At 56.3% G+C, this 26,811-nt stretch carries 14 protein-coding genes and 4 pseudogenes; 8 read left to right on the top strand and 10 right to left on the bottom strand.

Translation table 11 applies throughout. The features are described 5' to 3' along the window. Window positions 1-14: 14 nt before the first annotated feature. Both NJU76_RS26815 and NJU76_RS25870 read left to right on the top strand, forming a co-directional pair. A complete protein-coding gene (locus tag NJU76_RS26815; protein ID WP_340681274.1) occupies window positions 15-416 on the top strand; it encodes a hypothetical protein in 402 nt (133 codons plus the stop codon). Between the two features lie 638 nt (window positions 417-1,054). Beyond that, window positions 1,055-2,323 (top strand): phage NrS-1 polymerase family protein, encoded by a 1,269-nt coding sequence (locus NJU76_RS25870; protein ID WP_425604351.1) that lies wholly within the window; start codon window positions 1,055-1,057, stop codon window positions 2,321-2,323. A 201-nt stretch (window positions 2,324-2,524) separates the two neighbouring features. Here the strand turns inward: NJU76_RS25870 and NJU76_RS25865 are convergent, their stop codons facing one another. The 5 genes from NJU76_RS25865 to NJU76_RS25845 form a co-directional block, all read right to left on the bottom strand. Then, a complete protein-coding gene (locus NJU76_RS25865) occupies window positions 2,525-3,211 on the bottom strand; it encodes a DUF6338 family protein (RefSeq protein ID WP_254534041.1) in 687 nt (228 codons plus the stop codon). Window positions 3,212-3,223: 12 nt separating this feature from the next. Then, window positions 3,224-3,451: a hypothetical protein gene (locus tag NJU76_RS25860; protein ID WP_254534040.1), complete on the bottom strand. Its 228-nt coding sequence runs from the start codon at window positions 3,449-3,451 to the stop codon at window positions 3,224-3,226. Window positions 3,452-3,850: 399 nt separating this feature from the next. Next, window positions 3,851-4,375, bottom strand: a complete 525-nt coding sequence (locus NJU76_RS25855; protein WP_254534039.1) for a PIN domain-containing protein — start codon at window positions 4,373-4,375, stop codon at window positions 3,851-3,853. Beyond that, window positions 4,376-4,696: a hypothetical protein gene (locus NJU76_RS25850; RefSeq protein WP_254534038.1), complete on the bottom strand. Its 321-nt coding sequence runs from the start codon at window positions 4,694-4,696 to the stop codon at window positions 4,376-4,378. It abuts the gene before it with no gap. Window positions 4,697-5,119: 423 nt separating this feature from the next. Further along, the gene (locus NJU76_RS25845) at window positions 5,120-5,416 is read right to left on the bottom strand and encodes a hypothetical protein (protein ID WP_254534037.1); all 297 of its coding nucleotides are present in this window, start codon (window positions 5,414-5,416) and stop codon (window positions 5,120-5,122) included. Between the two features lie 858 nt (window positions 5,417-6,274). Between NJU76_RS25845 and NJU76_RS25840 the strand changes: the two genes are divergently transcribed. Beyond that, window positions 6,275-7,348, top strand: coding sequence for a transcription initiation factor IIB (locus NJU76_RS25840; RefSeq protein ID WP_254534036.1), 1,074 nt, complete (start codon window positions 6,275-6,277; stop codon window positions 7,346-7,348). Window positions 7,349-7,743: 395 nt separating this feature from the next. Here the strand turns inward: NJU76_RS25840 and NJU76_RS25835 are convergent, their stop codons facing one another. Further along, window positions 7,744-8,349, bottom strand: a complete 606-nt coding sequence (locus NJU76_RS25835) for a site-specific integrase (protein WP_254534035.1) — start codon at window positions 8,347-8,349, stop codon at window positions 7,744-7,746. Between the two features lie 572 nt (window positions 8,350-8,921). On the opposite strand from NJU76_RS25835, the gene NJU76_RS25830 reads away from it, so the two are divergent. Genes NJU76_RS25830 through NJU76_RS25820 form a run of 3 tightly spaced genes read left to right on the top strand, consistent with a single transcriptional unit; the run spans window position 8,922 to window position 21,435 of the window. Beyond that, the gene (locus NJU76_RS25830) at window positions 8,922-11,783 is read left to right on the top strand and encodes a helicase-related protein (RefSeq protein ID WP_256567249.1); all 2,862 of its coding nucleotides are present in this window, start codon (window positions 8,922-8,924) and stop codon (window positions 11,781-11,783) included. A 2-nt stretch (window positions 11,784-11,785) separates the two neighbouring features. After that, a complete protein-coding gene (locus NJU76_RS25825) occupies window positions 11,786-16,087 on the top strand; it encodes an Eco57I restriction-modification methylase domain-containing protein (RefSeq protein ID WP_254534033.1) in 4,302 nt (1,433 codons plus the stop codon). Next, window positions 16,087-21,435, top strand: a complete 5,349-nt coding sequence (locus NJU76_RS25820) for a DEAD/DEAH box helicase (RefSeq protein ID WP_254534032.1) — start codon at window positions 16,087-16,089, stop codon at window positions 21,433-21,435. Before NJU76_RS25825 ends, NJU76_RS25820 begins: the two co-directional genes overlap by 1 nt. 166 nt (window positions 21,436-21,601) lie before the next feature. Here the strand turns inward: NJU76_RS25820 and NJU76_RS25815 are convergent, their stop codons facing one another. After that, complete coding sequence (locus NJU76_RS25815; protein WP_254534031.1) at window positions 21,602-21,985, bottom strand: PDDEXK family nuclease; 384 nt, start codon at window positions 21,983-21,985, stop codon at window positions 21,602-21,604. Window positions 21,986-22,360: 375 nt separating this feature from the next. Between NJU76_RS25815 and NJU76_RS25810 the strand changes: the two are divergent. Continuing rightward, window positions 22,361-23,187, top strand: a pseudogene (locus tag NJU76_RS25810) (transposase). 136 nt (window positions 23,188-23,323) lie between these two features. On the opposite strand, the pseudogene NJU76_RS25805 reads toward NJU76_RS25810, so the two are convergent. From NJU76_RS25805 to NJU76_RS25795, 3 pseudogenes are all read right to left on the bottom strand, one after another. Continuing rightward, window positions 23,324-24,466, bottom strand: a pseudogene (locus NJU76_RS25805) (IS4 family transposase); the annotation flags it as partial. After that, window positions 24,467-25,526: pseudogene (locus NJU76_RS25800) on the bottom strand (IS630 family transposase). It lies immediately after the preceding pseudogene. Window positions 25,527-25,573: 47 nt separating this feature from the next. Then, window positions 25,574-25,735: pseudogene (locus NJU76_RS25795) on the bottom strand (IS4 family transposase); the annotation flags it as partial. Between the two features lie 145 nt (window positions 25,736-25,880). Between NJU76_RS25795 and NJU76_RS25790 the strand changes: the two are divergent. Continuing rightward, window positions 25,881-26,711, top strand: coding sequence for an IS5 family transposase (locus NJU76_RS25790; RefSeq protein WP_254534030.1), 831 nt, complete (start codon window positions 25,881-25,883; stop codon window positions 26,709-26,711). Window positions 26,712-26,811: the final 100 nt, after the last annotated feature.

The following is a 26,811-nucleotide window of genomic DNA, read 5'->3' as shown; positions in this document are numbered from 1 at the left end:
CTTGGAAATGCGCCATGAGTGTACATACTGGGAAAATGGTCAACGAGAACTACGAACCGTCAGATAACGACGAGAAGGTTCTTGAAGCGCTGAAAGACGGTCGTAACAACGATCAGCCGTGGGGGCGTGCGAACCCGCGCTACCTCATTAACGAAACGAATCTTGAGAAGGGTAACATCGAGTTTTCGCTTCGAAGCCTTCGCAACGCCGGTTGGATCGAGCGGGTTGCTCGTGGGTTGTATGAACTCAAAGAAGACCCTCGAGAAGGCGTTTCGGACGCGGAGGGGCCGTTAAACGAGGTCCACAGCGAACTCGATGAAATCGAAGCTGCGTTTGATCGCGGCGACCCAGAGGCAGCACGTACAGCCCTCGAGCGAGCCCAAGAAGCAATCTCAAAAACTTGTCTAGATGACTGAATAATCGGCCGACTATGAGGTGATGATAGACGGGAAGAACTGGTATTAGGTCGACCACACTCCGAGTACGATTCGATCCACTGTATCGCCGGCACGATGCTCACTGGAGCTGACGAGGTCTTGATCGAGCACGACGGGCGCGACATCGTCTACGACGGTTTCATTTCCGGAGCGGGTTTCTACCGCGTCGCGACACCTCACTGCCAACCACCCACGGAACAAACCGGGCAGTTTTAATCCCGATCTAGGCTTACTGTACTTTGGTTAAATCTTGCGTATAAAAAGGGCCAGAGTGGCTTCATCGTCCATTCGGGGGTGGTTGCGTGAGGCGCACCGTCCCCGCGGACCAGCAGTGCTCGATGCCGTCGTGCGAGCAGGAAGCCACGACGTCCGTCGGCGCTGGTTCGCTCTGCGATTACCACGTCAATCGACTGAGCGTGGACACCGGAGACTCGGACCCTGACGAGACTGAAACCTCTCAGGACCCTTCGTCTGCGGTGTCTTCGACGTCGCAAGCGAAGGAACCCACGCACGCAGACCGAGCCACTAACGGCCGGCAAGACGATGCGGAGGTCGACCTCCACGGCGTCGAGCCTAACACCTTCCCCACCGATCTCACCGAACATGGCGCCCGCTGGTTGCTCTGGCAGTACAGCGACGACCGAAAGGTGCCCCGGAACCCCAGCTGGGGCTACTTGGATCAAGCTGTCGGCTACGCGTTCGTCGGCGCCAAAGATCCCAACGCCTGGTTCGACTTCGAGACCGCCAGCAACTGGGTCGACCACGACGACGACCTCGGGTTCGCGTACTACCACACCGGTCCCGACCATGACGACTGGGACGACGACGAGAAGTACGCCTGGGTCGATCCCGAGGAAGACGTGCCCAGTGAACCGCACGTTGGTCTCCTCGACTTCGATGACATTCGCGACCCAGAGACCGGCGACGTCGACGACACCGCACGGGATATCATCGAGCGCCTTGACTCCTACACGGAGATTTCGCCGTCCGGGACCGGCTACCATGTGCTGATCACCGGTGATCTCCCTGGCGGTCGGAATCGACGGGGGAGCGTCGAGCTGTACGACACGGCCCGGTTCTTCACCGTCACCGGCGATCACGTCGACGTCACTCCCGGACGCGTTGCGCATCGGCAGGATGCCCTCGAGGCGATTCATCGCGAGTACATCCAGGAACCCGAGTCAGACACGACGTCCGAGATAGACCGTCGTGGTCCTGTGGCCGAGGACGCGTCTGAACCGACAGGCGATATCGATCTTGACGACGAGGAGCTCCTGCGGAAAGCACGGACCGCGTCGAACGGCGCGAAGTTCGATCGGCTCTGGAACGGTAGTATCTCCGGGTATGATAGCCATTCAGAGGCCGACATGGCCCTGTGCTGTCTGCTGGCATTCTGGACTGGTGGCGCCCGGTCGCGAATTGATCAGCTGTTCCAGCAGTCCGGATTGATGCGCGAGAAATGGGACGAAGTGCATTACGCCGATGGGTCGACGTACGGTGAGAAGACGATCGAGCATGCACTCCAGACCACCTCAGAGTTCTACGAGCCGCAGTCTCAAGCAGCGTCCGAGCCGACAGACACGGCCGCCGACCGAGCCACCGCCAGCGGCGACCCAGAGCGGAGTCGAGCGTATCTCATCGAGAAGAATCAGCTGTTGCGAGAACGCGTTGCCACACTCGAAGCGACACTGGAAACCAAGACCGAGCGTATCGATGCACTCGAAACAGAACTCGAAGAGATGGAAGCAACACAGGCCACTCGTACTGATCAGGATCTATCGACATCCGAAAGTACTGATGCCCGTTCAGCTGACGACGGTACCCAATCGGAGGGTTCGTCGCTCTGGAAACGGATAAAGCGAGTGCTCGGCGTGAATGTGGAGTAGAATAGCAACTCTGTTGAAACTCTCAATCGATGATAGAAACGCGGTGTGAGATACAGGAGATGTATTCAGTAGCTACCACCCTTCATCTCGTTCTTGAAGGAGCGAGCTGGCCGATTGAGGCAGATCACGTGTCGAACGGGAACCATGGTGCAGAGAAAGAGAAAACTCTCGCCCGCTACCGCACCGGCATCGCCTCTAGCGTCACTTGGAGTCGGGACCGTCATCATCTTCTTCGTCCTCGCCGTCGCCAGCGGAGTGCGTTCTCCTTCCTTCGGGACCGACCTCGTTCACGACTTGAATCTGCTTGATGTCTTCTTCGAAGAGGAGCATTTTTGTCAAGCCCATCTTTGACCAGCCCTCTCCATCCCACTCCGCAGGGCGACCGAGGGCAATTTGCCGTTCATTCCCCGACTCACTCCACTCGGCAATGTACCCCTGGAACCATGACTCAGTAGTCAACACTCGGACGATGTTCGCCGTTTTCAGCGAACCCTCCCAGGGCTGGTGTGGATGGCTGTTCACGTCAAACCGTCGTTGAAGTCTTTCGCGAACGGCATACGCGAAATCGCCACCGACGGCCACGGCACCGACGACTCCGACCCCTACAGAGAGAAGAGCGAGTATGAGAACCCGCCCTGGCCTGAATCCCCCTTCGAAGAACAATCTAACCGCTGCTGTTGGGTCGGTGATCTCACCACCGGACAGCGTGTAGCCCCAGAAGAATAGCGGATCGATGATGAACGTCGCTGCAATGCTCGCGCCGAGTAGCCGTCCGTCTGAGAGTGATTCTTTGAGTCCTCCGAAGATGATGGCGGTGTAGACTGCGATGAAGCCGGGTGCAACGACGATTAGCGACAGAAGGACGTTCTCTGGAGAGAGCGCTGACATCCAAGCAGCTCTCTACTCGTCTTCGGAATCCGATTTGTCGTCTGTTCGCATCTGCATCGGGACGTGTTCGGGGACCATTGTGACGTGCTCCGCGTCCTCGGGGACCTCTCGCTCACCTCCGAGGGCTTCGTCGAGGTCGCGAGAGCGGGACTTGGAAAACTCGCCGTCTGTCGTCCGTTTTTTAGAATTGGCTCGGGTCATTCGGTCGTTGACGTCCTGCTCTTGCTTGTCATCACTCATATATGAATGTTTTACTGATTGTCGGGTATAACCGTTTCGTATGGTATTATCGGCTGCGTTCATGTTGTTGCTCAGTGGCTGGAGATCGGTTCATCGTGCGGGTTCACCGCTTCAAGAATGGCAACGGTCCGTGAGGCTCGCCGACGAAACGTATAGGGTCAGAAATTGCAACCAGCGCGCTTAATGTAGGAACGAGGCGTAATTGGCTACTGCAGTACTTGCCGGTTTTGTTAGAAAGATGACGCCGCTCTACCACTCCGTTCTCGTCACAGACGACGATAGTGGGTAATCGATTCGCGCGATCTACCTCGCATGCCTCTCAAAACAGGTCTGCGACTAGGGGACTCAACAAGGCCAGTCCTATTGATGCCTGTCTGAGACGTGTGGCTATAGGTGGTCTCACTCGTCGTTTTGTTGCTGTTGCAGTGTGGATCTCGCCCGTGCGACGTAGGTGTTCGCTGACCAGCTACGGGCGTCACTCATCTCGTCAAGGAACCCCTCGGCAGCCTCTGGAGAGAGCACTTCGTTGCGGACGAGCGCCGTGAGGACGATCGGTGTCGTCACGAGGCGCGTATCCGCTAGTGACGCATGAATCAACGCGAATCGGTTGAACTCGTCACAGAGCAGTTGGACGGCATCGACGTCATTGGCCAGTGTGACTGCCGCGTTCTCGCCATCGTCGAGCGGGAACGTCTCGTCGAGCTCAATACTGCGGACCTCGAACGCGGCCTGACGATCGAGGACGGCCTGTGCTGCCTCACCCGACGCATCGTCGTAGGAGGCCGTCTCAGTGAGTTCGTCGACGACCTGCTCGGGGAGGATTACGTCGTGCGCGTCAAGCAGTAGATCGAGTGGGTTTGGGGTGGAATCTGCGACGGTCCCTAAACTGACGAAAGCGGACGTATCGGCGACGATGCGTACCATTTAGCCGTCGGCCAACTCTTCCGCCACGTCCTCGACGAACGCCTCGCTCAACTGTTGTTTCAGGAGCCGGAAGTTCGCTGCCTCCTCGTGACCGACGAGGGCTTTCAGCTCCTCGAACGTGATGTCGTCGTCGTAGTAAGCCTCCGCGATCTCCTGTTTCATCTCGTCGGAGTGCGCCGCGTCTCGGAGGTACTCTTGGAGGGCGGAGATGAGGATATCCGTCCGGTCCGTTTCGAACACTGCTGCGAGGGTGTCAGCTCGATCGACCAACCCCCGAGGCGCTCGGAACTGGACGCGCTTTTTCTCCGAGTCGGAACTCATGTGTGTACATTGTGAGCGCAGCAGTAAAACACTTCCCTCACACGGCTCACCGGGACCGACGGACTGGACCCGTACCTCCACCACGAATTGATGGTTGGTCACTCCAATTCCTCGGTGAACAGAGATGGACGAGGTGGAATTTCTCGACGGGTTTCGATCAACCTGCGCCGACGCAATCGAGAAATACCGACGTTGATTTCCAGAACAATCGCTGCTATCTGAGCGGCTCTCTCACGACGACACCCCCCCTCGCCACCGAACACCTACACGCGGACGTTTTGGGTGAGTACCTGTGCGAAGCGATCATTGCTGACATCCGGTCAACCATGCCAAGCTGGTTTTGGAAGTGGATCACTCGTGCGGAGATTATTGACTCAGCAGAGTCCGATCGAAGGACAAACCCAGAACGGAGTCATCTCGTGATTACCGACGAATCGTGTCCGTAGTCGCCGCCAGTTCATCGATAAATGCGGTGAGTAGGTCTTCTGAATCTCGATTAGGATGATCCGGGGATTCCTTCCAGAGTTCGACGTCGAACGCCTGCGCTGCGGTCGCCTCTCCCTCTGTGACGATGATCATGAGAATAGTCTGTTGGTAGATTACGATCGTTCGGTGGTCGTCGACGCCGAGATGTTCAATCGCCGCCGTGTCGAGTGCAGCGCGGAGATCGACTGGTTCGGCCACCGTACACTGCTGTACCGGCTCCTCATCGCCCGCCATAGCAGCCGATACTATCCGTCAGTACAAGTATGCCGGGCCTCCGTGAATCCCAATCGCGTGAACGCTTCGGAAGCGATGGAGGGGTTCAGCACAGTCGAGGCAGCTACCCTGTTAACCAACACCCGCGGATTCAAGCGGGTCTCTGTTGGTTAATCACCTTGTCGCACCTGCTGCTATTCTGTTGGTGTAAACGATACACAGGCCACCTCTGATTTCGAAAGCCCTCGGCCGCTCGGCATCCCGCGACCGCCGCTGCGCGCCTCGCATCCGCTCAGTGCTAGCGGGGTCGGGGGACGACCGAGACGGCCTCGCCCTTTCTGAGTCCACCAGGCTGGCGGGTGGTTCGCCGAGCGACGTGGTCGGCTGAACAGGTGCTTCGTTACGGCCCGCCCCGCTCGCCGCTGCCGCCCTCCGCGTCGCTCGCGACCGACCATTCCGGGCATGCGGCGAGCAAGCTCGCCGTTCCGGGCTAAAATGAATCTGGTCTCGACGCCAGCAGTAAGCGCGTTTTCGGTTGCGCCCCTCGCGGGCTTTCGCGTTCCAGCGCTTTGGGCCGTTCCGCGCGACGAGTCACACCACGACTCGCCGTGCTCACGACCGTCGCCCTGGACACGGACCCGCAGTCCGGGCCGGACGCGAGAAACGGCTTACAGCTGGTCACTCGCTCCGGGCGGGTCGCGCGCGGTGCTGGATGGGGTTCCTCACTCGGATGCGCTCTCGCTCGCGCCCCAGGGGGCGCTCGCGAAGGCGCGAGCGAGAGCGCGCAGATGGGTCTGTTGGTTGTCGTTGTCGTCGGAAACCCGCGATGTCGTAGCATCGCGGTGTCGGGCGCGTGAGCACCTTCAGGGTCTGAAACCCATGTCAAGTACGAGCTTTGTGCGGTATGAATCTTCGGTCGAACAGGCATTCGAGAACAGCGAAGCGTCCGAGGAGTCGGTCGTTGAGCGCGAGCCGGCGCGGCAGTCGACGTGTCCCCAGTGTGACGGCCAGGTCGTCACCAGCGGTCAGGAGTCCTACTGTCAGAAGTGTGGCCTCGTCGTCTCCGCAGAGCACGTCGATCACCGACCGACGCGGGGCGTGCATGGGCCGTCGGACGAAAGTGGTCCCGCGGAGTGGAGCTGCGAGTCGATCAACCCGTTGCGGGTCGACAAGGGGCTTCATACGACGTTCTTCCTCGGCAGTGACGGGTACGGAAACTCCCTGTCGAGTGAGCAGATGGACAAATTCGAGCGGCTGCGCCAGCGGCACAAGCGCTTCCAGGTCGAAGACAAGCGCGCAATTCGGCTCAACGAAGGCTTCCGCGACATCGAGTCGATCACCGGGAATCTAGCACTTCCCGGGTTCGTGGCCGAGGACGCAGGGTTGTTCCTGAAGCAAGCGGCCGATGCGCGCCTGCCCGGTGGACGGATGTCGTGGGAGGCACTCGCTGGCGGAGCAGTGCTGCTCGCAGCGAACCAAGCCGGCTTCCCCCGGTCGTGTGACGAGGTCGTGCAGTACACGAAGTCCCCGTACGAGCGAGTGAGCGCGGCAGCGCGGAAGCTGCGCTGTGAACTCAGTCTGAACGTGCCCCCAGCGCGAGAGGGAGTCGTCGATGATGTGCTCATTGCGCTCGACGACGTCCTCGACGTGCAGACGTGTCTGGAGTTGCGGGAACTCAGTGATCACCTCCTGGAGATCGCCGACGAGAAACCGGTCGGGCCGGGGACGTCGCGTCTGACGATGGGGGCGGCGGCCGTCTATGCGGCGGATCGGCTCACTGACGGAAAGACCGTTACCCAGGCGCAGGTGGCTGAGGCGGCGAGCACCGTCGTCGACACCTCGAAGAGTCGAGTGAGCCGGTACTCGCAGGCTCTGGACGACGCCTACGTGGACAGGCACGGAAGCGATGATCCAGACGCAGTCCTCGAGCGCGGCCGCATCCGACTGCGGTAACGGGGCTCTCGAACCCCCTCTTTTTTATCGTAACCACCGCCCGGTAACGCCCCACCTCCCCACCCTCCGCTTCCGGCTTCCCTCCGGTCAGCCGGCAGCCACAACCTCATTGACAACATCTGAATGAACGCCGTATTTTAGCTGGGATTAGAGGGTGTCATAGAAGAGTTCTCACACCGCTAACGAGGTCCGACGAATCTGACACAGTCATAGCACGCCATTCTCTATCGAGGGTTAAAACGCCACCCAAACGCGGACAGCTAATTCACCCGCAGCATCGTTATTCCCCAGCGTCGCCCTTCATTGGGTCACGTATCCTTGGTCCGATTTTCGAGGAAGCTTCGCAGCTTCGACTCGGACGACGGGGGAGTCGCCCCTGCGTGTCTTGAAGCGATTCATACCAGCCCTGCCTCGTCGAAGGCTTCGTTGACGACGTTGGGCGTCGGCGCATTCAGATACGGTTCGATCGCTTGGAAGGAGTCCCAGCCGCCGACGGCCATCACGACACGGGGGTTCATCTGGCGGTCGACGAGGAGGCGTTGGGCAAACCGCCGGCGGAGATCGTGAGAACTCACGTAGCGGAAGTCGTCGTCGCCGGTCTCGTCGGCGGCACGTTCGGCAGTCCGTTTGACGACGTCTCTGACGCCGCGCTCTGTGAGGTCCACGAGCGGGTCGGAGGGTGCGATATCCTCGTGGGTCTGGTAGCGATGAATATCGCTCTCGATGTCCGTGGAGAGGTAGGCGTCGCGAGGCTTCCCGCCACTCCCGGTCGTGTCCTTGCCCTCTGGCACGCGAAGGCGGTAGTGCTGACCGTCGGCTGTTCGCTTGACGTGTTCCGGGTGGATCTGTGGAATCTCGAAGGCACGGAGTCCGACGTAGCCACCGAGCTGAATGACGAGATCATCGCGCGGGTTCATCGTCGAGCGACGCAGCTCCTCGAGTTCGCCGTCGGTCATCCAGACCTTGTATTCGTCCGACTTGGCGGTTGCCTCCAGTCGCATAGTCACTTTTATGACAAGCTTGCACCATATATCTGTCGAGCATCAGAAATTGTGGTATGTTACCCTTCGATTAGGCCGGTTCAGCGGCGAGGAGTGGATTTTCAGTGACGACTTCTTGTACAAGTTGGAAAATAACTATGTGAAAATTTCGAATTAGAATTCGTCGTAGTAAACTAGAGTGGTGAAGAAGGAACCTCTGAGTACATGGTTCGTACCCTCATGGTACAACAGTGAGTGGAAACACGCGAAGCCAAGTAGTTCAGCAACTCTGCTCACAACATGCTATTGAGGCTCTGTTGAAATCCATCAGGGTTGATATTGGGGAGAGGCGCTCTTCCCATCGGATTCGCAGGATTCGATGCGAAACTAGCTTCTCAGCAAATCGCAAGACTGCAAGAGGGTTTCAACAGAGCCGCTATCGAAGCAGTTTCGAGGCCACTAATTTATAGTTATCAAATAAAATGTAGAAGCTAGCGCCCTGATCGATTCAACAATAAATATAAGTTACTGCCTCAGACAGACACTTTCATCTACGAGACAATCGCATACCGCGATTCATCCATAACAAACCTATGAGTTCAGGCCTTCCACAAAATATTCAGCCGGGAGCAGTTATCCAGAACCGAAATCGGCTCTGGCGAGTCGATAGTATCGAAGGACAAGAAATCGTTGCTACCGCGCTAGGTGGTACTGCAGCTGACACACATCGCTTCTACTACCCGATCGAAACCATCTCAGAGGGACGTCTTGACCCACCCAGTGCGAGCCGGATTGGGAATCCACAATATCAACAGCTTCACCTTCAGGCAAATCGGCTCTCAATGCTCCACGGGACGGCACCTCTCGTGAGCCTTCAGCGCTCCCGTGTCATACCAACGGAGTACCAGCTAACCCCCGTCGTGATGGCTCTCGATATGCCGCGGGTCCGAATGTTACTAGCAGATGACGTTGGTTTGGGTAAAACCATCGAGGCCGGGCTTATCATTAGCGAGCTTCTCGCTCGCAACCGGGCGGAACGCATTCTGATCATCACGCCAGCAAATCTCCGTGAGCAATGGAAGGATGCGTTCAATCACTTCTTCCACATCGACGCAGATATAATCAGCACTCGGCACCGGAAAGCGATGGAGAAGGAGCTACCGCCGGGGGCAAACCCATGGGAGCATCACTCAAAACTCATTGCGAGCATCGATTACGCGAAACAGCCCTCAATCCGAAACCAGATCCTCGAACAGGACTGGGACCTCTGTATTATCGATGAAGCACACAATGCGGCGAAACCCCACCAGACGTCTGCCGATCAGAGCATCGATATGCAGCGATGGAATGTCGCAACGGACCTCGCCGATCACGCTGAGCACCTCTTGCTGCTAACTGCAACCCCGCACAATGGCTACTCCGACTCTTTCGCCAGCCTTCTCCGAATGCTCGATGTCGGCGCTGTATCGGGTCCACAACACGAGCCGATCATTAATAGAGACGTTGCGAAGAACCACATCGTTCAACGCCGTCGAGACGACGTCAAAGAATGGTTCAAGAATGACGATGAGGAGAGTCCGTTTCCGGACCGAGATCAAGACGAAGTCTACGTGCGGCCAACCACGTACGAAGAGGAGGTTCTCGATGCCGTTCGGACCTATGGCGATACACTCATCTCGACGGCTAGGTCGGGGTCTGCTCACGGCCAGACGCTCGCTCGCTGGTCGGTGATCCATTTCCTCAAGAGGACGCTGAGCAGCCCAGAAGCGCTTCGTCGTTCCCTTTCGAACCGACGAGAGAAGCTAGAAGAACGGCTCGAAGAAGCCGACGACGAGACCATCGAGGAGGACGCAGGAATTTCCGAGGATATCGCACGTGCGAACGCGCTGGACAACGATACCGGCGAACAGTACACCGAGGAAGAGGCCGGTGAGCGCGTCGAGCGCGTCGTGAGCGGGGATAAAACGGCGATCGAACACGAACTCGACGTTCTAAACGAGGTTGCCGAGAAGGCCGCAAAAGTAACTAAAACACGTGACAGCAAGCTTCAGGAGCTGCTGAAGAACACGCTCAGGAATCGGTTGAACACCGATTCACGCGTCATCATTTTCACAAAGTACACAGACACGTTGGAGTACCTCGCAGAGCAGGTCGAAGAGAGCGGACGATACGATGACTGTGACCTATTCACCCTCCACGGAGAATTGAGCGAGGGCCAACGGAAGGACCGCTTCCAGGAGTTCGAGTCTTCCAACCGTGCTGTCCTGATTTCGACTGACGTCATCTCTGAGGGGATGAACCTCCAGCACGCATGCAACCAGATCATCCATTACGAGCTTCCCTGGAACCCAAACCGTCTCGAACAGCGTAACGGTCGTATCGACCGCTACGGCCAACCGAAAAATGTCGCCTACATTCGAACGATGGTGGTTGAAGACGAAATGGACGCCGCCATCCTCCAAACACTGGTAAAGAAAGCCGAGCAGATCCGCGGTGACTACGGATTCTCCCCGCCCTACTTTGGAGACGATACCGGCGTACTCGCCATCATCGAAGAACAAGGGCTTGATGCTGGCATCCCTCAGACGACACTCGATGAGTTTACCCAGCAGACCCCGGACCAAGGAAGCTCAAACACATTCGACGAGGATACGCTCGAACGGATCAAATCCGATTCGTTCTACGGACATACTGAAGTTGATCTCCAAGACGTCAGGGAACGACTCCGGGAGACACAAGAGCGGATGGGTGGCGAAAACGGGCTACATCGATTCGTACGTAGTGCACTGAACCTGTTTGGCTGCCCGGTCGAGATGAATGCGGACAGTACGTTCAACGTCACGATCACGGACGACCGGCTGCTGGCGGGTGACGTCAAGCGTGAATATGCACAGGTGACATTCGATGCTCGGTACGCCGAGGAACATCCGAACGTCGAGATGCTGGACGTGGCACACCCACTTGTCCAGCGACTAATCGAGATTGCCAAACAGACTGCCTTCACTGATGATGACCGGAACGGGCGTACAGCAGCACAGGGGTCGGCGGTTGTCGAGGAAGAAACAGCGGTGTATACGATTTTGGCTCGGTACGTCGCACACACCGAACCGGACCCGACGATCATGGAGGAACTCGTCGAGGTTGCGCTGCCACTACTCGGCGACGAACCGCTCGAACCAGGAGTAATCGAGCGTATCACCGAGAGCGACGCTAAGCCTGTGGGACGTGCAGAACAGGAAATCAAGGCCGACCTCGAAGAGGCGCTCGACCGCCCGCACCTCGAAGCTGCTATCGATAACCGCGTTTCGACTCGTGAAGCCGAAATCGAGGCCGAGCGCGCATCGATGCGCGAACGCCTCGAATCGGTGAGCGATTCCTCGTGGCTCGATGGAATCGATGACGTGACCGTCGGCAGCACTGACCTGCTCGCCGTGACCCTCTACTACCCCAACTAACAATGAGCAAATCAGAACATACGTCCGACTCGTCCGCCCCCGGCACCGACCCTACGTACATCCCGTCGAACGAATCGACGTCGTTCATCGAGACTAGCGGCGGTTTGCTGACTGAACAGACGATTCTCTCGTTGCGACAGGAACGCTTCGACCACCCGGCAGCCAAGCCCGAGACGTTTGCCCTCCCCGGTGAGACGCCGCCGACAGAGAACGAACTTGAAGAAGAAATCGCCCTCGTATGGGAGGACCTCGTCGAACGCTGGGACGAAGTCACCCAGAAGGGCAAGCTGTTCGAGATGGATATCTCCGAAGCGCGTTCGAAGTGGATACTCAAGCTGTTCCAAACACTCGACTTCGAGCCCGTCTATCAGCGCGCCCATCTGGAAGTCGAGGGCATGGAGTTCGACCTCTCCCATAAGGGCTGGCCGGACGACGAGATCGCCGACTACGGCGAGATGGGTGGAGCGACCGCACCAATCCTGCACACCGTTGCACCGGAGAGCGAGCGCGACCAGGACAAAGAGAACAAGCTCGACCGGAAACCGGAGGGTGCAGGTCGCGGTGCTTCGACTCCACACGATACCCTCCAGAACTTCCTGAACGCAAGTCAGGACCACAACTGGGCGATCATCACCGACGGCGTTACGCTCCGCGTGCTCCGCGACTACTATCACACCTATACTAGGGGGTACGTTGAGTTCGACCTGGAGAATATCTTCACCTCCCGTAACTACCAGGACTTCCGTGCACTCTATCGACTCTGCCACCCGTCACGCTTCCTTCCTCGCGACGAGGACGCCCTAAACAAGTCTGTTTCCGAGGTTCTGAAGGATGACAGAGACGAGTCCACACAGGATGATGAGGCGGAGATATCGACCCCGCTGGAGATGCTCTACCAGGCGAGCCTCTCTACCGGTATCAAAGTCGGCCAGGACCTCCAGTCGAACGTCATCAGCGCACTCGAGACCCTGGGCAACGGATTGCTAAATCCGGATATTCGGGAGTTCCTTCGAGAGGGTGGTGAGGAGGAAGCCCAGGAGTACTATCAGGAGTTGTTGATGGTCATCTACCGGCTCCTATTCCTCCTCTACGCTGAGCAGCGCGGCATGATGCCGGGCCGCGACAGCCTCTACACCGACGAGTATAGCATAACAAAGCTCCGTGAGCGTGCCGAGCGTCGGCGTGGCCAGGACGATAACAATACTGACCTTTGGCACGGACTGCAAGCGACGTTCGAACTCGCGGAGAAAGGTAGCGAGGACCTCGGCGTACCTGCCTACAACGGGATGTTATTCGACTCCGATCGACTGGAGCACATCTCTGGCAGTGAGTGTACGAACGAGGCGTTGCTCAGCGCTATCGCCGATCTTACACTCATTGAACGCGAGGGCGTTCTCCAGCGGATTTCATACGCTGACTTGGGTGTCGAAGAGGTTGGGTCGATCTATGAAAGCTTACTGGAGTTCACGCCGCGGCTCGCCGAGGAACACGTCGAATTCGACGATCAGTCGATTGCGTCGGGCGAGTTCTACCTGGACGACCGCGGCACTGAGCGCAAGGAAACCGGGAGTTACTACACGGACCCTCAACTCGTTCAGGAACTCATCAAGAGCGCACTTGAGCCAGTAGTGGACGACCGACTGGAGAGTGCTGACGATACGAAAGAAGCCCAAGAAGAAGCGCTTCTGGATATCACGGTTGTTGATCCCGCCTGTGGGAGTGCCGCATTCTTGATTGCGGCGACAAATTATCTCGGGAAGCGGTTGGCACAGATTCGCGAGGAGATGGAATATCCGCTCGAAGACGACGTTCGGGATGCTCGCCGGTCGGTGCTCCAGCATTGTATCTACGGTGTAGATCTTAACCCAATGGCGGTAGAGTTGGCCAAGGTGAGCTTGTGGATCGACTCTGCGGTTGAGGATAAACCTCTGAACTTCCTCGATCACCATATCAAGTGTGGAAACTCGTTACTGGGGACGACTCAGGATCTCGTTGAGCAGGGCGTCCCAGTGGACGCCTATGAAACTTCCAAGGGACGAGAGGGACACGTCGGGAACGAGCTTCGAAAACGCGTTCGTAAGGAGAACAAGGATTACAGTTCATCAAATAGTCGGACACTCGACCAGTTCGGCGGCGGGATCGACGAATACGCGTCGCATACGGAGCGACTGAACGAAATCGAGGAGGACTCATCCGATGATATCCACAAAAAGGAAATGGTCTATGAGGAGTTCCAAGACGATCTAGCGTATCAGCGTGAGAAGCTCGCCTACGACGTGTGGGCTGCGGCGTTCTTCTGGCCACTGGATGGCTCCGCCAAGGAGTACCCCACACCTAAGACGATCAAGAAGATTCGGAAGGAGTCACGGGTATCCGATTCCGAGTTGAGTGAAATCCTCCAGCATGTGAATCAAGCTGACGAGTGGTCCGAATCCGTTGCTTCAGTCGATACCGACATACTCGACGTAGTTAGACGTGCACGGCAGACGGCGGAGAGTCAGCGATTCTTCCACTGGGAGCTGGAGTTCCCCGAGGTGTATCGTAAAAACGGATTTGATTGTATTCTCGGGAACCCGCCCTGGGAGAAGATCAAGCTTCAAGAAAATGAATTCTTTGAAATGCGGAACGAAAAGATTGTAGAGGCATCGACGAAGGCCAAACGGAAACAACTCATTGAAGAATTATCAGAAAAGGACCCTACGCTCTACAAGGAGTATCAAGAGGCAGTGCATGCAAGTGAGTCTCTCAGCAATTTCCTGCGCAATAGCGGTCGATTTCCTCTAACTGCGGTAGGCGACATCAACACCTATCAAGTCTTTACTGGATTGGCAAGGCAGTTGATAGCTAACGGAAGTCGAGCCGGACTGATCGTTCCAAGTGGTTTATTGACAGACTTCACGTACAGAGATTTCTTTGCAGACTTAGTGGAGAGTAATGATTTGGATAGTTTCTATGGGTTTGAAAATAAGTATGGGTTATTCCCAGAAGTACACCGCGAATTTAAATTTGGGTTGCTGACGCTTGACAAAATGGATAAGCGAGCCCGAAAAGCAAGAATTGCTTTCGCCCTACATTCATTAAGAGAGCTTCGGGATGAAGAGAGAATTTTCGAGTTGACAGAGGAGGATCTACAGCGAATCAATCCGAATACGAAAACTTGCCCGATTTATAAGAACCGAAGAGATGCTGAGTTAAACCGCCGATTATATCGAAACAATCCTGTACTGATTAATGAAAACAAAGACGAAAACCCGTGGGGCGCATCGCTTTCCACCATGTTTCATATGAGTAATGATAGCGGTGTTTTCAACACCCATAATGACTTAAAGGAAAGTGGGTGCAAGAAAATCGGGAATCGATTTATCCAGGAAGAATCAGCCTATTTTCCACTATATGAAGGTAGGACAGTTTGGTTATATGATCATCGAGCATCTTCGATTGGTGAAAGCGCGAATTCCATATACCGGTCAGCGAGTACTGAAGAAACGACCTATTCAGAACATCGAGATCGTGAATTCTGTGCGTGGCCTCGCTATTGGGTGGATGAGGAGAAAGTCAACCAGCAATTGGGCGATAATACACAGGGATGGCTCCTCGGATTTCGAGATGTGACAACACCAACGGCAGAGCGAACAATGGTCTGTAGCATTATACCTCGGACAGCAGTGGGGAACAAATTACCTCAGATTATGGTGAAACAGAATGCCCCTCATGTCTGTGGTTTCTTAGCCAATCTCTGTTCAATGGTGCTTGATTATGCGACAAGGTGTAAATTAAATTATATTGGGTTGAATTTCTATATTGTCAAGCAACTCCCCATTCATCCGCCAGAACGGTATACGTCGGGGTTACTTCAATTCATCGTTCCACGCATTCTCGAACTCACCTATACAGCATGGGATCTCACCGCATTCGCTGACGATGTTTGGGGTGCTGCGGATGAAGAACTTCGTCTGGCAATTGAGAAACAGTGGCAAGAAAATGCTGAAACCACCGATGGTGGGCTGGCGGATTCAGATCCACCGGAATGGGTCGAGCATAGCCACAAACAAGATGAGCGCTTTCCTCGCCCTCCGTTCTTATGGGACAAAGAACGCCGCATACACTTACGGGCAGAAATTGATGCACTCTACAGCCACCTCTACGGCTTAAAACGCGAAGATTTGGCCTATATCCTCGACACTTTCCCAATTGTGAAGCAAAAGGACGAGAACGAGTACGGCGACTATCGGACCAAGAACCTGATTTTAGAGTACTTCGATGAGTATGAGTCACGGTTCGAAGTACCCGAGGTAAACGTCTAATGGCAACCCGCATGAACCCCTTCGAAGCGCTCGCCGATATTCAGCAGTCTTACCGCTCCTACGTTGAGACGTTCCAGCAGTTCGAGAACGAGACCATCGAGGACTGGGTGACTCAACGCATCGACCGGGGATCAGTACTCTGGAAGGAGCCATACGTACAACTGAACCAGCGCTTCGAAGAAGGCCAACCGCTCGAATCCTTCGTCGAGGAGGACCTGCTCCACGAGGGTGTCCTCGACGTATTCACTGCCGATGAAGGTAAGCCAATCCAACCCTACATGCACCAAGCCGAGGCCGTGCGCTCGGTCGTAGACGGTAACAACACCATCGTTGCGACCGGGACAGGGTCCGGCAAGAGCTTCGCCTTCGGGATGCCCATCGTCAGCCACTGTCTCGACGCCCACGAACGCGGCGAGGACGGCATCAAAGCGGTAATCGTCTATCCGATGAACGCGCTGGCGAATTCCCAGTACGAGGACTTCTCCGAGCGCCTCGACGGCACGGGACTTCGGCTAGCGTTGTACACAGGCGACACCCCATACAACCCGGACGAGGGACGCGAGTTCATAAAGCAAAGCATGGGTAGAGATACGCCGTATGACTGTGAAGTGCTCTCCCGCGAGGAAATCCGCGAGGACCCCCCGGACATCCTCATGACCAACTACGCCATGCTTGAGCTTATCCTCACCCGGTTAGAGGACAAGCAGCTCTTCCCAGAGGAACACCAGGGTGTTCTCCAGTATCTCGTCCTCGACGAGGTCCATACCTACACTGGAAAGCAGGGGGCTGACGTCGCCTCACTCATCCGCCGCCTCAAACAACACACGGGAACCATTGGCAACATCGCTTGCATTGGAACGAGTGCAACCGTCCAGAGCGGCGAGGGTATCGACGCGGAAAAGGAAATCGCCGACTTCGCCGAGAAGCTGTTTGGCGAGCCCGTGGCGCAGAGTAGCGTTGTCGGGGAATCTCACTACTCGCTTCCATTCACTGAGGGAGAGTCGCTCCCGGATCGCGTCCAAGTGGCGAGCGAAGACATCGAGGCGTTCGACGGCTCGATCGATTCGGCTGCCGTGCTGGCCGAGAAGATTCTCGATCGGGGACTGACCGCGGAAGAACGCGAAGACGAAAACGCGCTCGGCGATGCGCTTGCTGGCCATCCGACGGTCAAGTTCCTCCAGGACTCGCTGAACGAGGAGAGTCAGCCCGTCCGAAGCACGGGCGATGACGACGAAGACGACCTCGTGGACACGTATCGTCGTGAACACCGTAGTGCTTCGCCACCACGGGTGTGTGAGCGTGAGCTACAGGCGGCGCTCCTCGCCGGAACGATTGGAACGATCGACGTCCAAGGTGAGCAGCAGCCGATTTTCGTCCCCAAGCTCCACTCGTTCTTCAGCCAGGGTTCCGAACTGGTTGCCTGCATCACAGACCAGACGTTCGAGGACTCCTCTCCGCACCTGAGCACAGCTGGCGACTTGAAGTGCCAGCACTGCGCGCGTTTCCACGGCAACGAGCGGTCGGCGTTCCCACTCATATTCTGCCGGTCCTGCGGTCAAGAGTACTACAGCGTACTCATCACCGAGGATGGAGAACTGGTACAAAAGGAGATCGACGAAGCGCCGGATGAGGATGACCCCACCACCGGTTGGTATCTCAGCCCAGACGAGTGGGACAGCGATGAGACTCCGATCCCGGACGACTGGATCACGGATCGAGGGGACATCCGCGACCGATACAGGGAGGCCGAACCTGTTTCGGCGACCTACTGTCCCCAACACAACACCCTAACCTTCGGCGTGCAGGATACGGAGGGTCAACTCGACTGTGGCTGTTTCGCCGTCCAAGGCATCCAGGTGACGGCATCGCAGGCTCCGTTCCTGTTCTGTTCGAACTGCGGTGTCCACTACGACCGCCGCCCGAACGAGTTCAACAAGCTGTTCACGTTTGGTAGTGTTGGCCGGTCCACGGCGACTGACGTCCTCGTCGAAGGGAACCTTCGAAATCTTCCCTATGAGGAACGAGACGGCGAGGTCACCGTGGACGAGCGCAAAGTCATCGCGTTCAGCGACAATCGTCAGGACACAGCACTCCAAGCTGCTCACCTCAATAATCTCTACCAGCGCGTCCATTTCCGCCGTGCGCTGTATCATTCACTCACCGAAGGCGATAAGAACCGGCGTGGCGGCGACCCATTGGCATTGTCCGATGCTGGAACGAGCATCTTCGATGCGATGGACGACTTCGATGCGTTGCCTCAATATGCGGTCACTGAGAGCCGGTTTGGGCCTAGCCGGGCAGCCCAAACTCAGTACAGCAACTATCTGCTGTTCAATACGATTCTCGAACTCGGATCGAGCCAGCAGCGGACCCAACAGAACCTCGAAGATACTGCGCTTATCGATGTCGAGTACGAGTTCCTTGACCAGCTAGCCGAACTCGAAGAGGCATGGGATCATATCCCGCAACTAAAACGCCTCTCTACTGAGGAGCGAGAAGACTATCTTCAGGGTTTCCTTGACATCTTCCGTCGTGAACTCGCAGTTGACCATGAGAGCGTGCTCCAGTACTGGGACTTCGAGCGCAATACGATAGAGAAAATCAAGGACGAGGCCCAGTTCCACGGAGGAATCCGCTTCCGTTTCCCGGTGGGCTACAGCGACACTGCGGCCAACGATTCGTGGAAAGCGCGTGTCCACCGAATCACGAGCCCACGTTCCCGGCATCTCATGTGGACGAAACGGACCCTCGACGTGGACCGTGAAGTAGCGGAAGAGGTGGTCAACAAGACCAAAAACGTCCTCAGTCAACCGGACTACGGTGAGATCCTGCGGGAAGAGAGCGTCAAGGGTGTTGGAAACCTGCTGATGCTAAATCACCGGCTCATGCAAATCGTTCCGGCGAATCCGGATGACGTCAGTTACTGCCCGAAGTGTGACTCACCAACGACCCGTATACACATTTCACTGTGTACCAGAACTGGATGTGGACAGCTAGAACCAGAGGCACGAGATTCAACGGAGTCCTACTTCCACTCGCTCTACACAGAACCGTTCGAGACTGCTGTCAACGTCCTTGCTGGCGAACACAGTGGACAGGTAGATGGTGATGACCGGAAAGAAATCGAGAACCGGTTCCGTGAGGGCGACGATATGAATGTCATCGTCTGTACCCCCACGATGGAGCTAGGCATCGACATCGGTGCCCTCTCTAGCGTATATATGCGGAACGTCCCGCCAAGTCCCAGTAACTACGCACAGCGGGCAGGCCGTGCTGGCCGGAAAAACCAGCCCTCGATTATCACGACCTTCTGCGGGAGCGGGTACGGTCGTGGATCGCACGACCAGTATTTCTACCAGCATCCAGATCGGATCATCGCCGGTGAAATCAGCCCACCGAAGTTCCTGATGAACAACGAGGACCTCCTCCGTACACATATCAACTCACTGGTTCTGGAAACGATTGATATCAAGCTCCAGAACGAGATTGGGGCATTCTTGGATCTGGGTGATGAGCAGGATGGCCGGTGTCCGCTCGTCGAAGATTTCTGTGACGAACTCGAAACCAAAGTCAGCGACGGTCGTGAACGAATCATCGCCGCCGTCAAGGAAGCGTTCGAGCAGGAACGAGACGACGATAGTATCGGCGAGTGGCTGACAGACGAGTTCATCGAGGAACAGGTCGATTCGTTCGTCGAGAATTTCGACCGTGCCTTCGATGCGTGGCGTACTGAGTACGACCGACTGACTCAGGAACGACGGCGCCTGAATCGGGAAATCGGTCGAGGAGATGGAGGTAAAGACAAGTACCGCCGTCGTACTACTGTCGAAGCACGGCTCGACGATATGCGGGCCGGCGAGAAGAGTTTCTATACGTATCGCTATCTCGGCTCGCAAGGTTTCCTGCCGAATTACGCATTCCCCCGATCGAATACGACGCTGACGTTCCAGACACTCGAGGACGACATCGAACGGGACAAAGTTCTCGCACTTCGTGAGTTCGCGCCGGGGAATACGGTCTACTTCGGTGGCGAACGCTTCCAGATCCAGTACGCACGGCCCCGTACTGAGGACGCCCAACCGGTAACCCAACAAATGCGTGTTTGTGAGGAATGCGAGGCGATCCTCATGGGAACGAAAGCGGAGACAGCCGCTGCATGCCCGAACTGCGAGCACTCGTTCGAGGAGACCCACCCCAATATGCACGCGATGGAATTCCCCGATCAGTATTCGATTCCGCGTGGAAATATCACGAGCGACGAAGAGGAACGCATCCGCAGAGGGTACGATATTAACTCCTACTACGAGATGACCGCGGATGCACGTCAGTACACGTTCGGACCTGAAAACGACACGGTGCTCACCTATGAAGGAAACGCAACGATTGTCGCTGTCAACAGTGGGCCGAAAAATCAGTCCGAGGATAGCACTATCGACGGCTTTGCCCTCTGTACAGAATGCAACAAGTGGCTCCTGAGTGACAACGCCGTAGACAACCATACTGCCCAGGATGGGAAACATGAATGCAAGAACAACGCGAACCCCGATGACATCCTGCGGGACGTCGAACTGTACACGGCTGGCAACCACGACACGGTCACGCTGACTACGCCTATCCCTGACGGTATTGAAAACGTAGAATCGTTCTATAGAACGCTCAAGGAGGCGCTGTATCAAGGGATTCTCGTTGCGTTCGACCTTGACGCCCAGGAACTCGATTCCTTCCTCAAACCAGCTGCTGATGGAAGCGGTTCCTACACTATTGTGTTCTATGAAACGAGCGAAGGTGGTGCAGGGGCACTCCATGCTCTCGTGGACGAGGTCCGGCTCAGACAGGTGATCGCGGAAGCAAAAGAGATCATCCATGGCGACAGCGAAACGGGGTGCGAGAAGGCCTGCTACGAGTGTCTCATGACCTTTTACAACCAACGTGAGCACGCTCTACTGAATCGGACACTTATTCAGCCGTGGCTCAATGAGATGAGTGGCCTCACGCTGGAGGAAGAGGGCATTGATGGTTCGACTGAGAGGGAGTTTGATGACTTAGCGGAGCTATGTGAGTCGGGCTTCGAGCTGGAGGTCCTTACGGAAATCCGGGATCGAGGATATCAGCTGCCTTCAGCGGCCCAAAAAACGATTTACGAGGATGACGAACCGATTGCAGAAGCCGACTTCTACTACGATCTGGCCCCACAACCACTTCTGATTTTTGTTGATGGAGATCCTCACAAGTTAGACCACATTATCCGGGACGACCGGGAGAAGCGGCGACGGCTCCGTAGAATGGGCTATCGAATCGTGGCCATATCAGATATTGAAAATGTATTCGAGATAGGCGATGCACTCTAAACAAATTATGGGTCAAGAAGACTGCAAATACTAACAAGGACTAATTAACTCTTCGAATGATCTCATCGGCGCTACCACCTCCAATTGATGCTCTTAGAACCGTCCTGAATTGAAAGTATCGTGCAGCGCGTACTGAATCCAACCCTTTGAGCTATAGCTATTGAGATCAAACCAATACCACCGACTTCAATTCAATTGGACTTTCAGGGTCTCGGAGGTTGTGCAGTGACGTCTCCTCGTCCCCCTCTTCGAGTTCAAAATCGGGAACCACAATGAAAGCACGTACTCGATCCTCGCCCCCGTACTGGTTGATGAGTTCTCGGACGCGATCTACCGTCGATTCAGGGCGCTGTTCGATGTTCGCCAAACGATTGAGTTTGATCAAGACGGGATTCCCATCCGTATCTTTTGCCACGAGATCTGGAACGACTGTATTCCCCGGCGCATCGGGCTGTGCGTCCACAATCTCAAGGCCTTCCTCTAACTGACCCGGGTTTTCGAGAGCCGCTTTTCGAAATTCTCTCGCTGTGAGTTCACGCTGTCGTTGCATGTTGCTCAATAGGCTTAGTTTAGTCTCGGCGATTGCTCTGAGTTCCGTGCTGGACAGTCGAGTGTCACCCTCTGTGAGTTTCCTCGAACCTTGTTTGGCAGCCTTCGTCCGGTCGTCGGCAGCGACATCTACCGTTGCGTGTCCGACCGCCCAGTCCGGACGCTCTTGCTCATACGTCCGAATGATGGCGTCCTCGATCAGCTCTTCTGTTGAGGTACCCAGGACTTCGCTAATGCGAAGATAGAACGCCAGTGCAGCGACGATGTCATCGCGTAGACCCTGTTCAAAGGTTGATTGGCCTGCTTTATTGAAAACGACAGACGGCGTCCGGACTGTTCCGTAATAATTTGAGAGAACGAGGTCGAGAAGCCGATTATGGCAGTCGCACTCCTCGGCCTCGTTGAGAAGGCACTACGTGTAGCAAAACAAGCTTTGGGGAATCACGCGGGGAAGCCTGAGTCAGGCGGGCTTCCCCGCGAAGCACACATCGTTGCTCATTGTATTCGGAAGGAAGAAGGCCACACGTTCACCGAACTCGTTGATCGGCTCGGGCTTTTATGCCAGATATCTGTGAGCGTCTTGGCATTCACCCAGATGCATTGCCTGACCCAACGACGTTCTACCACTCGCTTGACCGATACGCGATGTACGTCTGGCGGGCGTTGCTGCGCGCTTCCGCGCAGCAACTCCGCCACTCCAGCCACGTCGCTCTCGAGAGTACGTTCTTCGAACGGAAGCAAGCCTCACAGTACTACCTGCAGCGACAGGGTCAAGCGGTGAAGACGATCAAAGCGACGACACTCACCGATACAGAGTCGCTGGCGGTGCTGGACGTGCATTGTTGTATCGAGCGTGAACATGACACGAAGGCTGGCCCGCGGGTCGTCCGCGGAAATGCGGACGACCCGCGGGCCGTCGTCGCCGATAACGGATTTCAGGACTGGCACACCGAGTACGAGTTGTCTGGGTGCGATCTCGAATACCTCGTTCATCACCGTGGATCAATGCCGATGGCTGCTGCGCACAACGCACTCAATCAGGAGAACAGGTACACGCAACGCTGGATGGCAGAAACGTCTTATTCAACCACGAAGCGAACGCAAGACTCCGCCTTGCGTTCGCGGTTCTAGTACCGACAGTTCCGTGAAATTGTCCTCATGTTCGCTCTTCACAACATCAAGAAGATGGCTGAGAAGCTATGATCGTGCTGCCGTACCGCATTTTCAATAGAGCAAGCTAAAGACCAATGGAGAGGTGTTTTAGCTCCGCCCCTAGAAAGGAAAAAGTGGTTGATTTGACATTTTTTGGGCTCTCTGTAGCGTTTGCATTGGTGTTCGGTTAAGCACTGGATCGCCTCATGAAGGCTTCAGCCACTCGTTCACTAAGTAAGAGGCGTGATTTCTCTGGTTGACGAGCGTCACGAAACAGCAACTCCGGCAGGTTCGGCGGTGGATGTCCGAACGACTGGGCCAACTCTTCGAGGATGAGCTGGGCGAGAGACCTGAAGGTCCTCGCCCAGCGTTCCCGAGGGAACACCGTCTCAGGAAACAACTCCTGAAATATACCGAGTAAGGCTCTGCTGACCACAAGCGTCAGCAGAGCCGCCACAACCAGCAGTTCCACGATTGCTGGATCACTTGTCTGGAACTTCTCCAGCCCATACAGCGATTTCAACTCCCGGAACAGCAATTCCACTTCCCACCGCAACCCATACAGCGCCGCAACCTGCCTCGGAGTGAACTCATCGGGCAGGTTCGTAACGTACAGATGGTAGTCGTCGGTGTCCTCGTTGCGGACACCGACGATGCGAAACTCCATCGTGTCGGTTGATTGTTTCCCAGCGTACGGCCGTCGCTTGAACGTGATCTCCACAGTCACGTCCACGATCTCACGTGTGAGGTCGCCCAGAACATCCTGGAGACGACGGCCTGGCAAGGAAATGGCGCGCCCGCGCCATTTCCGCCGCTCCCCGACGATCAATGGGTTCGCGTTTGACTTTAGCCGCGTCAAAAAGAACCCGCCATTTTCTTCGATCAACGCGAACCGGCGGAAACTGTAGAACCCGAGATCGAACAGTAACAACCGGCCTCGCAGCCAGCTCCCTGTGCGGAGCTGGCTGCTCTCCTGGGTGCGTTCGTCGGTGAGCTGGAACTGTTCGAGGCTCTGAGTAGTGGCGTTATGGACGAGGTGAAGCTTCGCGCCGGACTGATCCGAGTGAGTCGCTGGAAACTCGCTAAGGAGCCGATGCAACCGTTTTCCGGTTGCATCGGCGATCAGCACATCACGAAACAACTCAAACTGTGGCGCGATCGTGTGGGGAACCGCGACCTCCTCGAGAGCGTGCTCGAGGAGGTCGCTCAACAGGGCACCAAGTGCTGGTGTGAACCGGTCATAGAAACTAGAGCGAGCAACAGTCTGGTTAGTCGCTGCGGAGTAGGCCCGCTGAAATCCGGCGATCGTGCGGGCTTCGCCGTCGAGTGATCAGCGTAACTTCTGAACATCTGGGAGAAACGTCTCGATCCAGTCAGTAGCGAAGCTCAGCCGATGACTCAACTGGAGAAATGTCTCGGTGAGAAATGTTTTGAAGTGGTCACGATCCGCAAAGATCTCTGGCGAAATCTCGCGTTTCACGTCTTTCCACAGCGGTTCGATCGCGTTCAATGTCGGCGAATACGGCGGGAGGAAGACGAACTCGATGCCGAGTTCGTCGGCCCGTTGCTGGGTGAGACGCGCATGATGAGACCCATAGTTGTCGGCCACGAGCAGAATTCGCCCACCCGGATTCTGCTCGCGGATCTCTTCGAGCGCCTCGACGATCGTCTCCTTGACCAACCGCTCTTTGAACGTAATCACGCTCTGACCAGTTAGTGCATAGAACCCGATCGACCGCCACGAAACCGTTACGAGCGGTTTCTCAATCGTCACAGTCCGGTCAAACGACCACATCCGCTGAGAGTTCTCGAACGGTTGGGGCCACGCCTCATCGAAAGAACCCGAACACGACAGGCTCGTCGTCCTTCTCTTCGTGGGCTTCCTCGCCGAGCGCCTGATCGAGGCGCTCGGCGAGAATCTCCTCAGCGTCGTCGGGATGGCGAGGGTCCATTGGACGTGGCTTGGCATAGTTCATTCCGGCTTCACGTAACTTTCGGCTGAGATGTGCCGGATGATACGTGACGCCGTAGCGATCCTTGATAAGCGTGTGAATCTGTGTAGGCGTCCACGGTTGGTCGCTTTCGAGGATTTCACAGAGTTCCTCAAACTGTTCGGACGAGAGCTTCGGCGGCCTGCCGCCGCCGAAGCCCGGGCGGAGCCCCTCGACACCACCATCATTCCATGCACACGCCCACCGACGCGTCGTGGATCGGGAGATTCCGACGCGGTTGCCCGCTTGTTCGCGCGTATCTCCCTGATAGAGGTTCTTCACGAAACACAACCGCCGGACGAGACGGGTCTCGTCCGCCTTCTGCGCCTTTTCGATTGCCTGATCTAGTTCTGCCTCTGCAAGATGTTTCACCAAACGGCCTCGTGAGCTGCTCTTCATCGCGGACTATACGCTTCCGAACGGGTCAATCCTTTCGCAGACCACTCGACGGCGAAGCCCATGATGAGCGTCCAGACGAGCATCGTGATGTCGATTGTCCGGTGGCGTTGGACGACATCGCGCTCGCGCGCGATGTCTTCGATACGTTCGGCTGGAAACAGGGAAGTCAGCCGCCGTCGTATGAGGTCCGGGGAGAGCGTCTTGAACACATTCTCTCCCCACGCGGTCTACAACGATAGCTTCGTCAATCGAGCGCAGTCTCTCGGTTTCTTGTCTTAACGGTTCTATTGAATCCACTGACGGCGTCAGGGTAAGTCGTCAGAATGATTGAATTGAAGCGGAAGAGGAAGCTTTGTGCAAAAGACTCTCTTCCGCTTCGTTAAACAGGCTGTGTCGATCGCACGAAAACTTACTGATGCAGCGCTGATGCAGATCAGCCATCCTGCCGGCAACGGAGTTGCCGGCTGGAAGCACACTGTCCTGCATTTTCTTCGGCTTCACATGGAAGCAACGCTTGAAGAAGTCCTCGATTGGGCCGAAGAGATGGAGCGGGTACGAGCCGCGCTCAATCTCGAGCGCGGCGAGTTCCCCGGCCCATCCGCGCTCTGCAAGTCGTTTGACCGAGCGCCGATGCAGATTTGGCGAGAGCTGCTCCGACTTTCGTCGGAGCTGCTCAAGCAGTCTGGTCACGCCGCCATTGATGCCACGTACTTCGACCGTCGACAGGCATCAACCCACTATCTCAACCGGTGTGACCGAGACGTACGGACGATACAAGCGACGTTTCTCGTCGATACCGCGCAGGGCGCGGTTATCGACGTTCACTGCAGCACGAAGTGGCCTAACGGAACCAACATCGGGCCGCAGGTCGCCCGGCGCAACGCCGGCGACCTGCTCAGCCTCGCCGCTGACAAAGGCTACGACGACATGAGCTTCCGCGAAGAGCTTCGTGCTGAAGAAGTAAGACCACTGATCAAACATCGCGTCTTCGCACCCTACGATCACGCGCACAATGCGCGGATAGAGGATGAACTCTACAACCAGCGCTCAATCTGTGAAACCGTGAACTCGGTGATCAAGCGCTCGTACGGCTCCGCCGTCCGAGCGCGTGCATGGTATCGCCAGTTCCGTGAAATCACTCTCGTAGCCGCAGTCTATAACGTCGAACAAGCCGTCAAACAATGAATCCCGTCGCCCTCTGCGGATTCAATAGAGCCGTCTTAACCGAACACGGATGGTAGCGTTTGTCAAGCTCTTCGACTCGTTTCGGCGTTCGTCTGGTGTG

This window comes from Natrinema gelatinilyticum, from assembly GCF_024266705.1.
GTDB lineage: Archaea > Halobacteriota > Halobacteria > Halobacteriales > Natrialbaceae > Natrinema > Natrinema gelatinilyticum.
Note: the sequence above shows the minus strand (reverse complement) of the source record. Positions and strands in the feature narration are given on the sequence as shown.

Bases quoted from the DNA above. Each gene is read 5' to 3' on its own strand.
- NJU76_RS26815 (WP_340681274.1), top strand. From the start codon at position 15: ATGAGTGTACATACTGGGAAAATGGTCAACGAGAACTACGAACCGTCA.
- NJU76_RS25865 (WP_254534041.1), bottom strand. From the start codon at position 3,211: ATGTCAGCGCTCTCTCCAGAGAACGTCCTTCTGTCGCTAATCGTCGTT.
- NJU76_RS25860 (WP_254534040.1), bottom strand. From the start codon at position 3,451: ATGAGTGATGACAAGCAAGAGCAGGACGTCAACGACCGAATGACCCGA.
- NJU76_RS25855 (WP_254534039.1), bottom strand. From the start codon at position 4,375: ATGGTACGCATCGTCGCCGATACGTCCGCTTTCGTCAGTTTAGGGACC.
- NJU76_RS25850 (WP_254534038.1), bottom strand. From the start codon at position 4,696: ATGAGTTCCGACTCGGAGAAAAAGCGCGTCCAGTTCCGAGCGCCTCGG.
- NJU76_RS25845 (WP_254534037.1), bottom strand. From the start codon at position 5,416: ATGGCGGGCGATGAGGAGCCGGTACAGCAGTGTACGGTGGCCGAACCA.
- NJU76_RS25840 (WP_254534036.1), top strand. From the start codon at position 6,275: ATGTCAAGTACGAGCTTTGTGCGGTATGAATCTTCGGTCGAACAGGCA.
- NJU76_RS25835 (WP_254534035.1), bottom strand. From the start codon at position 8,349: ATGCGACTGGAGGCAACCGCCAAGTCGGACGAATACAAGGTCTGGATG.
- NJU76_RS25830 (WP_256567249.1), top strand. From the start codon at position 8,922: ATGAGTTCAGGCCTTCCACAAAATATTCAGCCGGGAGCAGTTATCCAG.
- NJU76_RS25825 (WP_254534033.1), top strand. From the start codon at position 11,786: ATGAGCAAATCAGAACATACGTCCGACTCGTCCGCCCCCGGCACCGAC.
- NJU76_RS25820 (WP_254534032.1), top strand. From the start codon at position 16,087: ATGGCAACCCGCATGAACCCCTTCGAAGCGCTCGCCGATATTCAGCAG.
- NJU76_RS25815 (WP_254534031.1), bottom strand. From the start codon at position 21,985: ATGCAACGACAGCGTGAACTCACAGCGAGAGAATTTCGAAAAGCGGCT.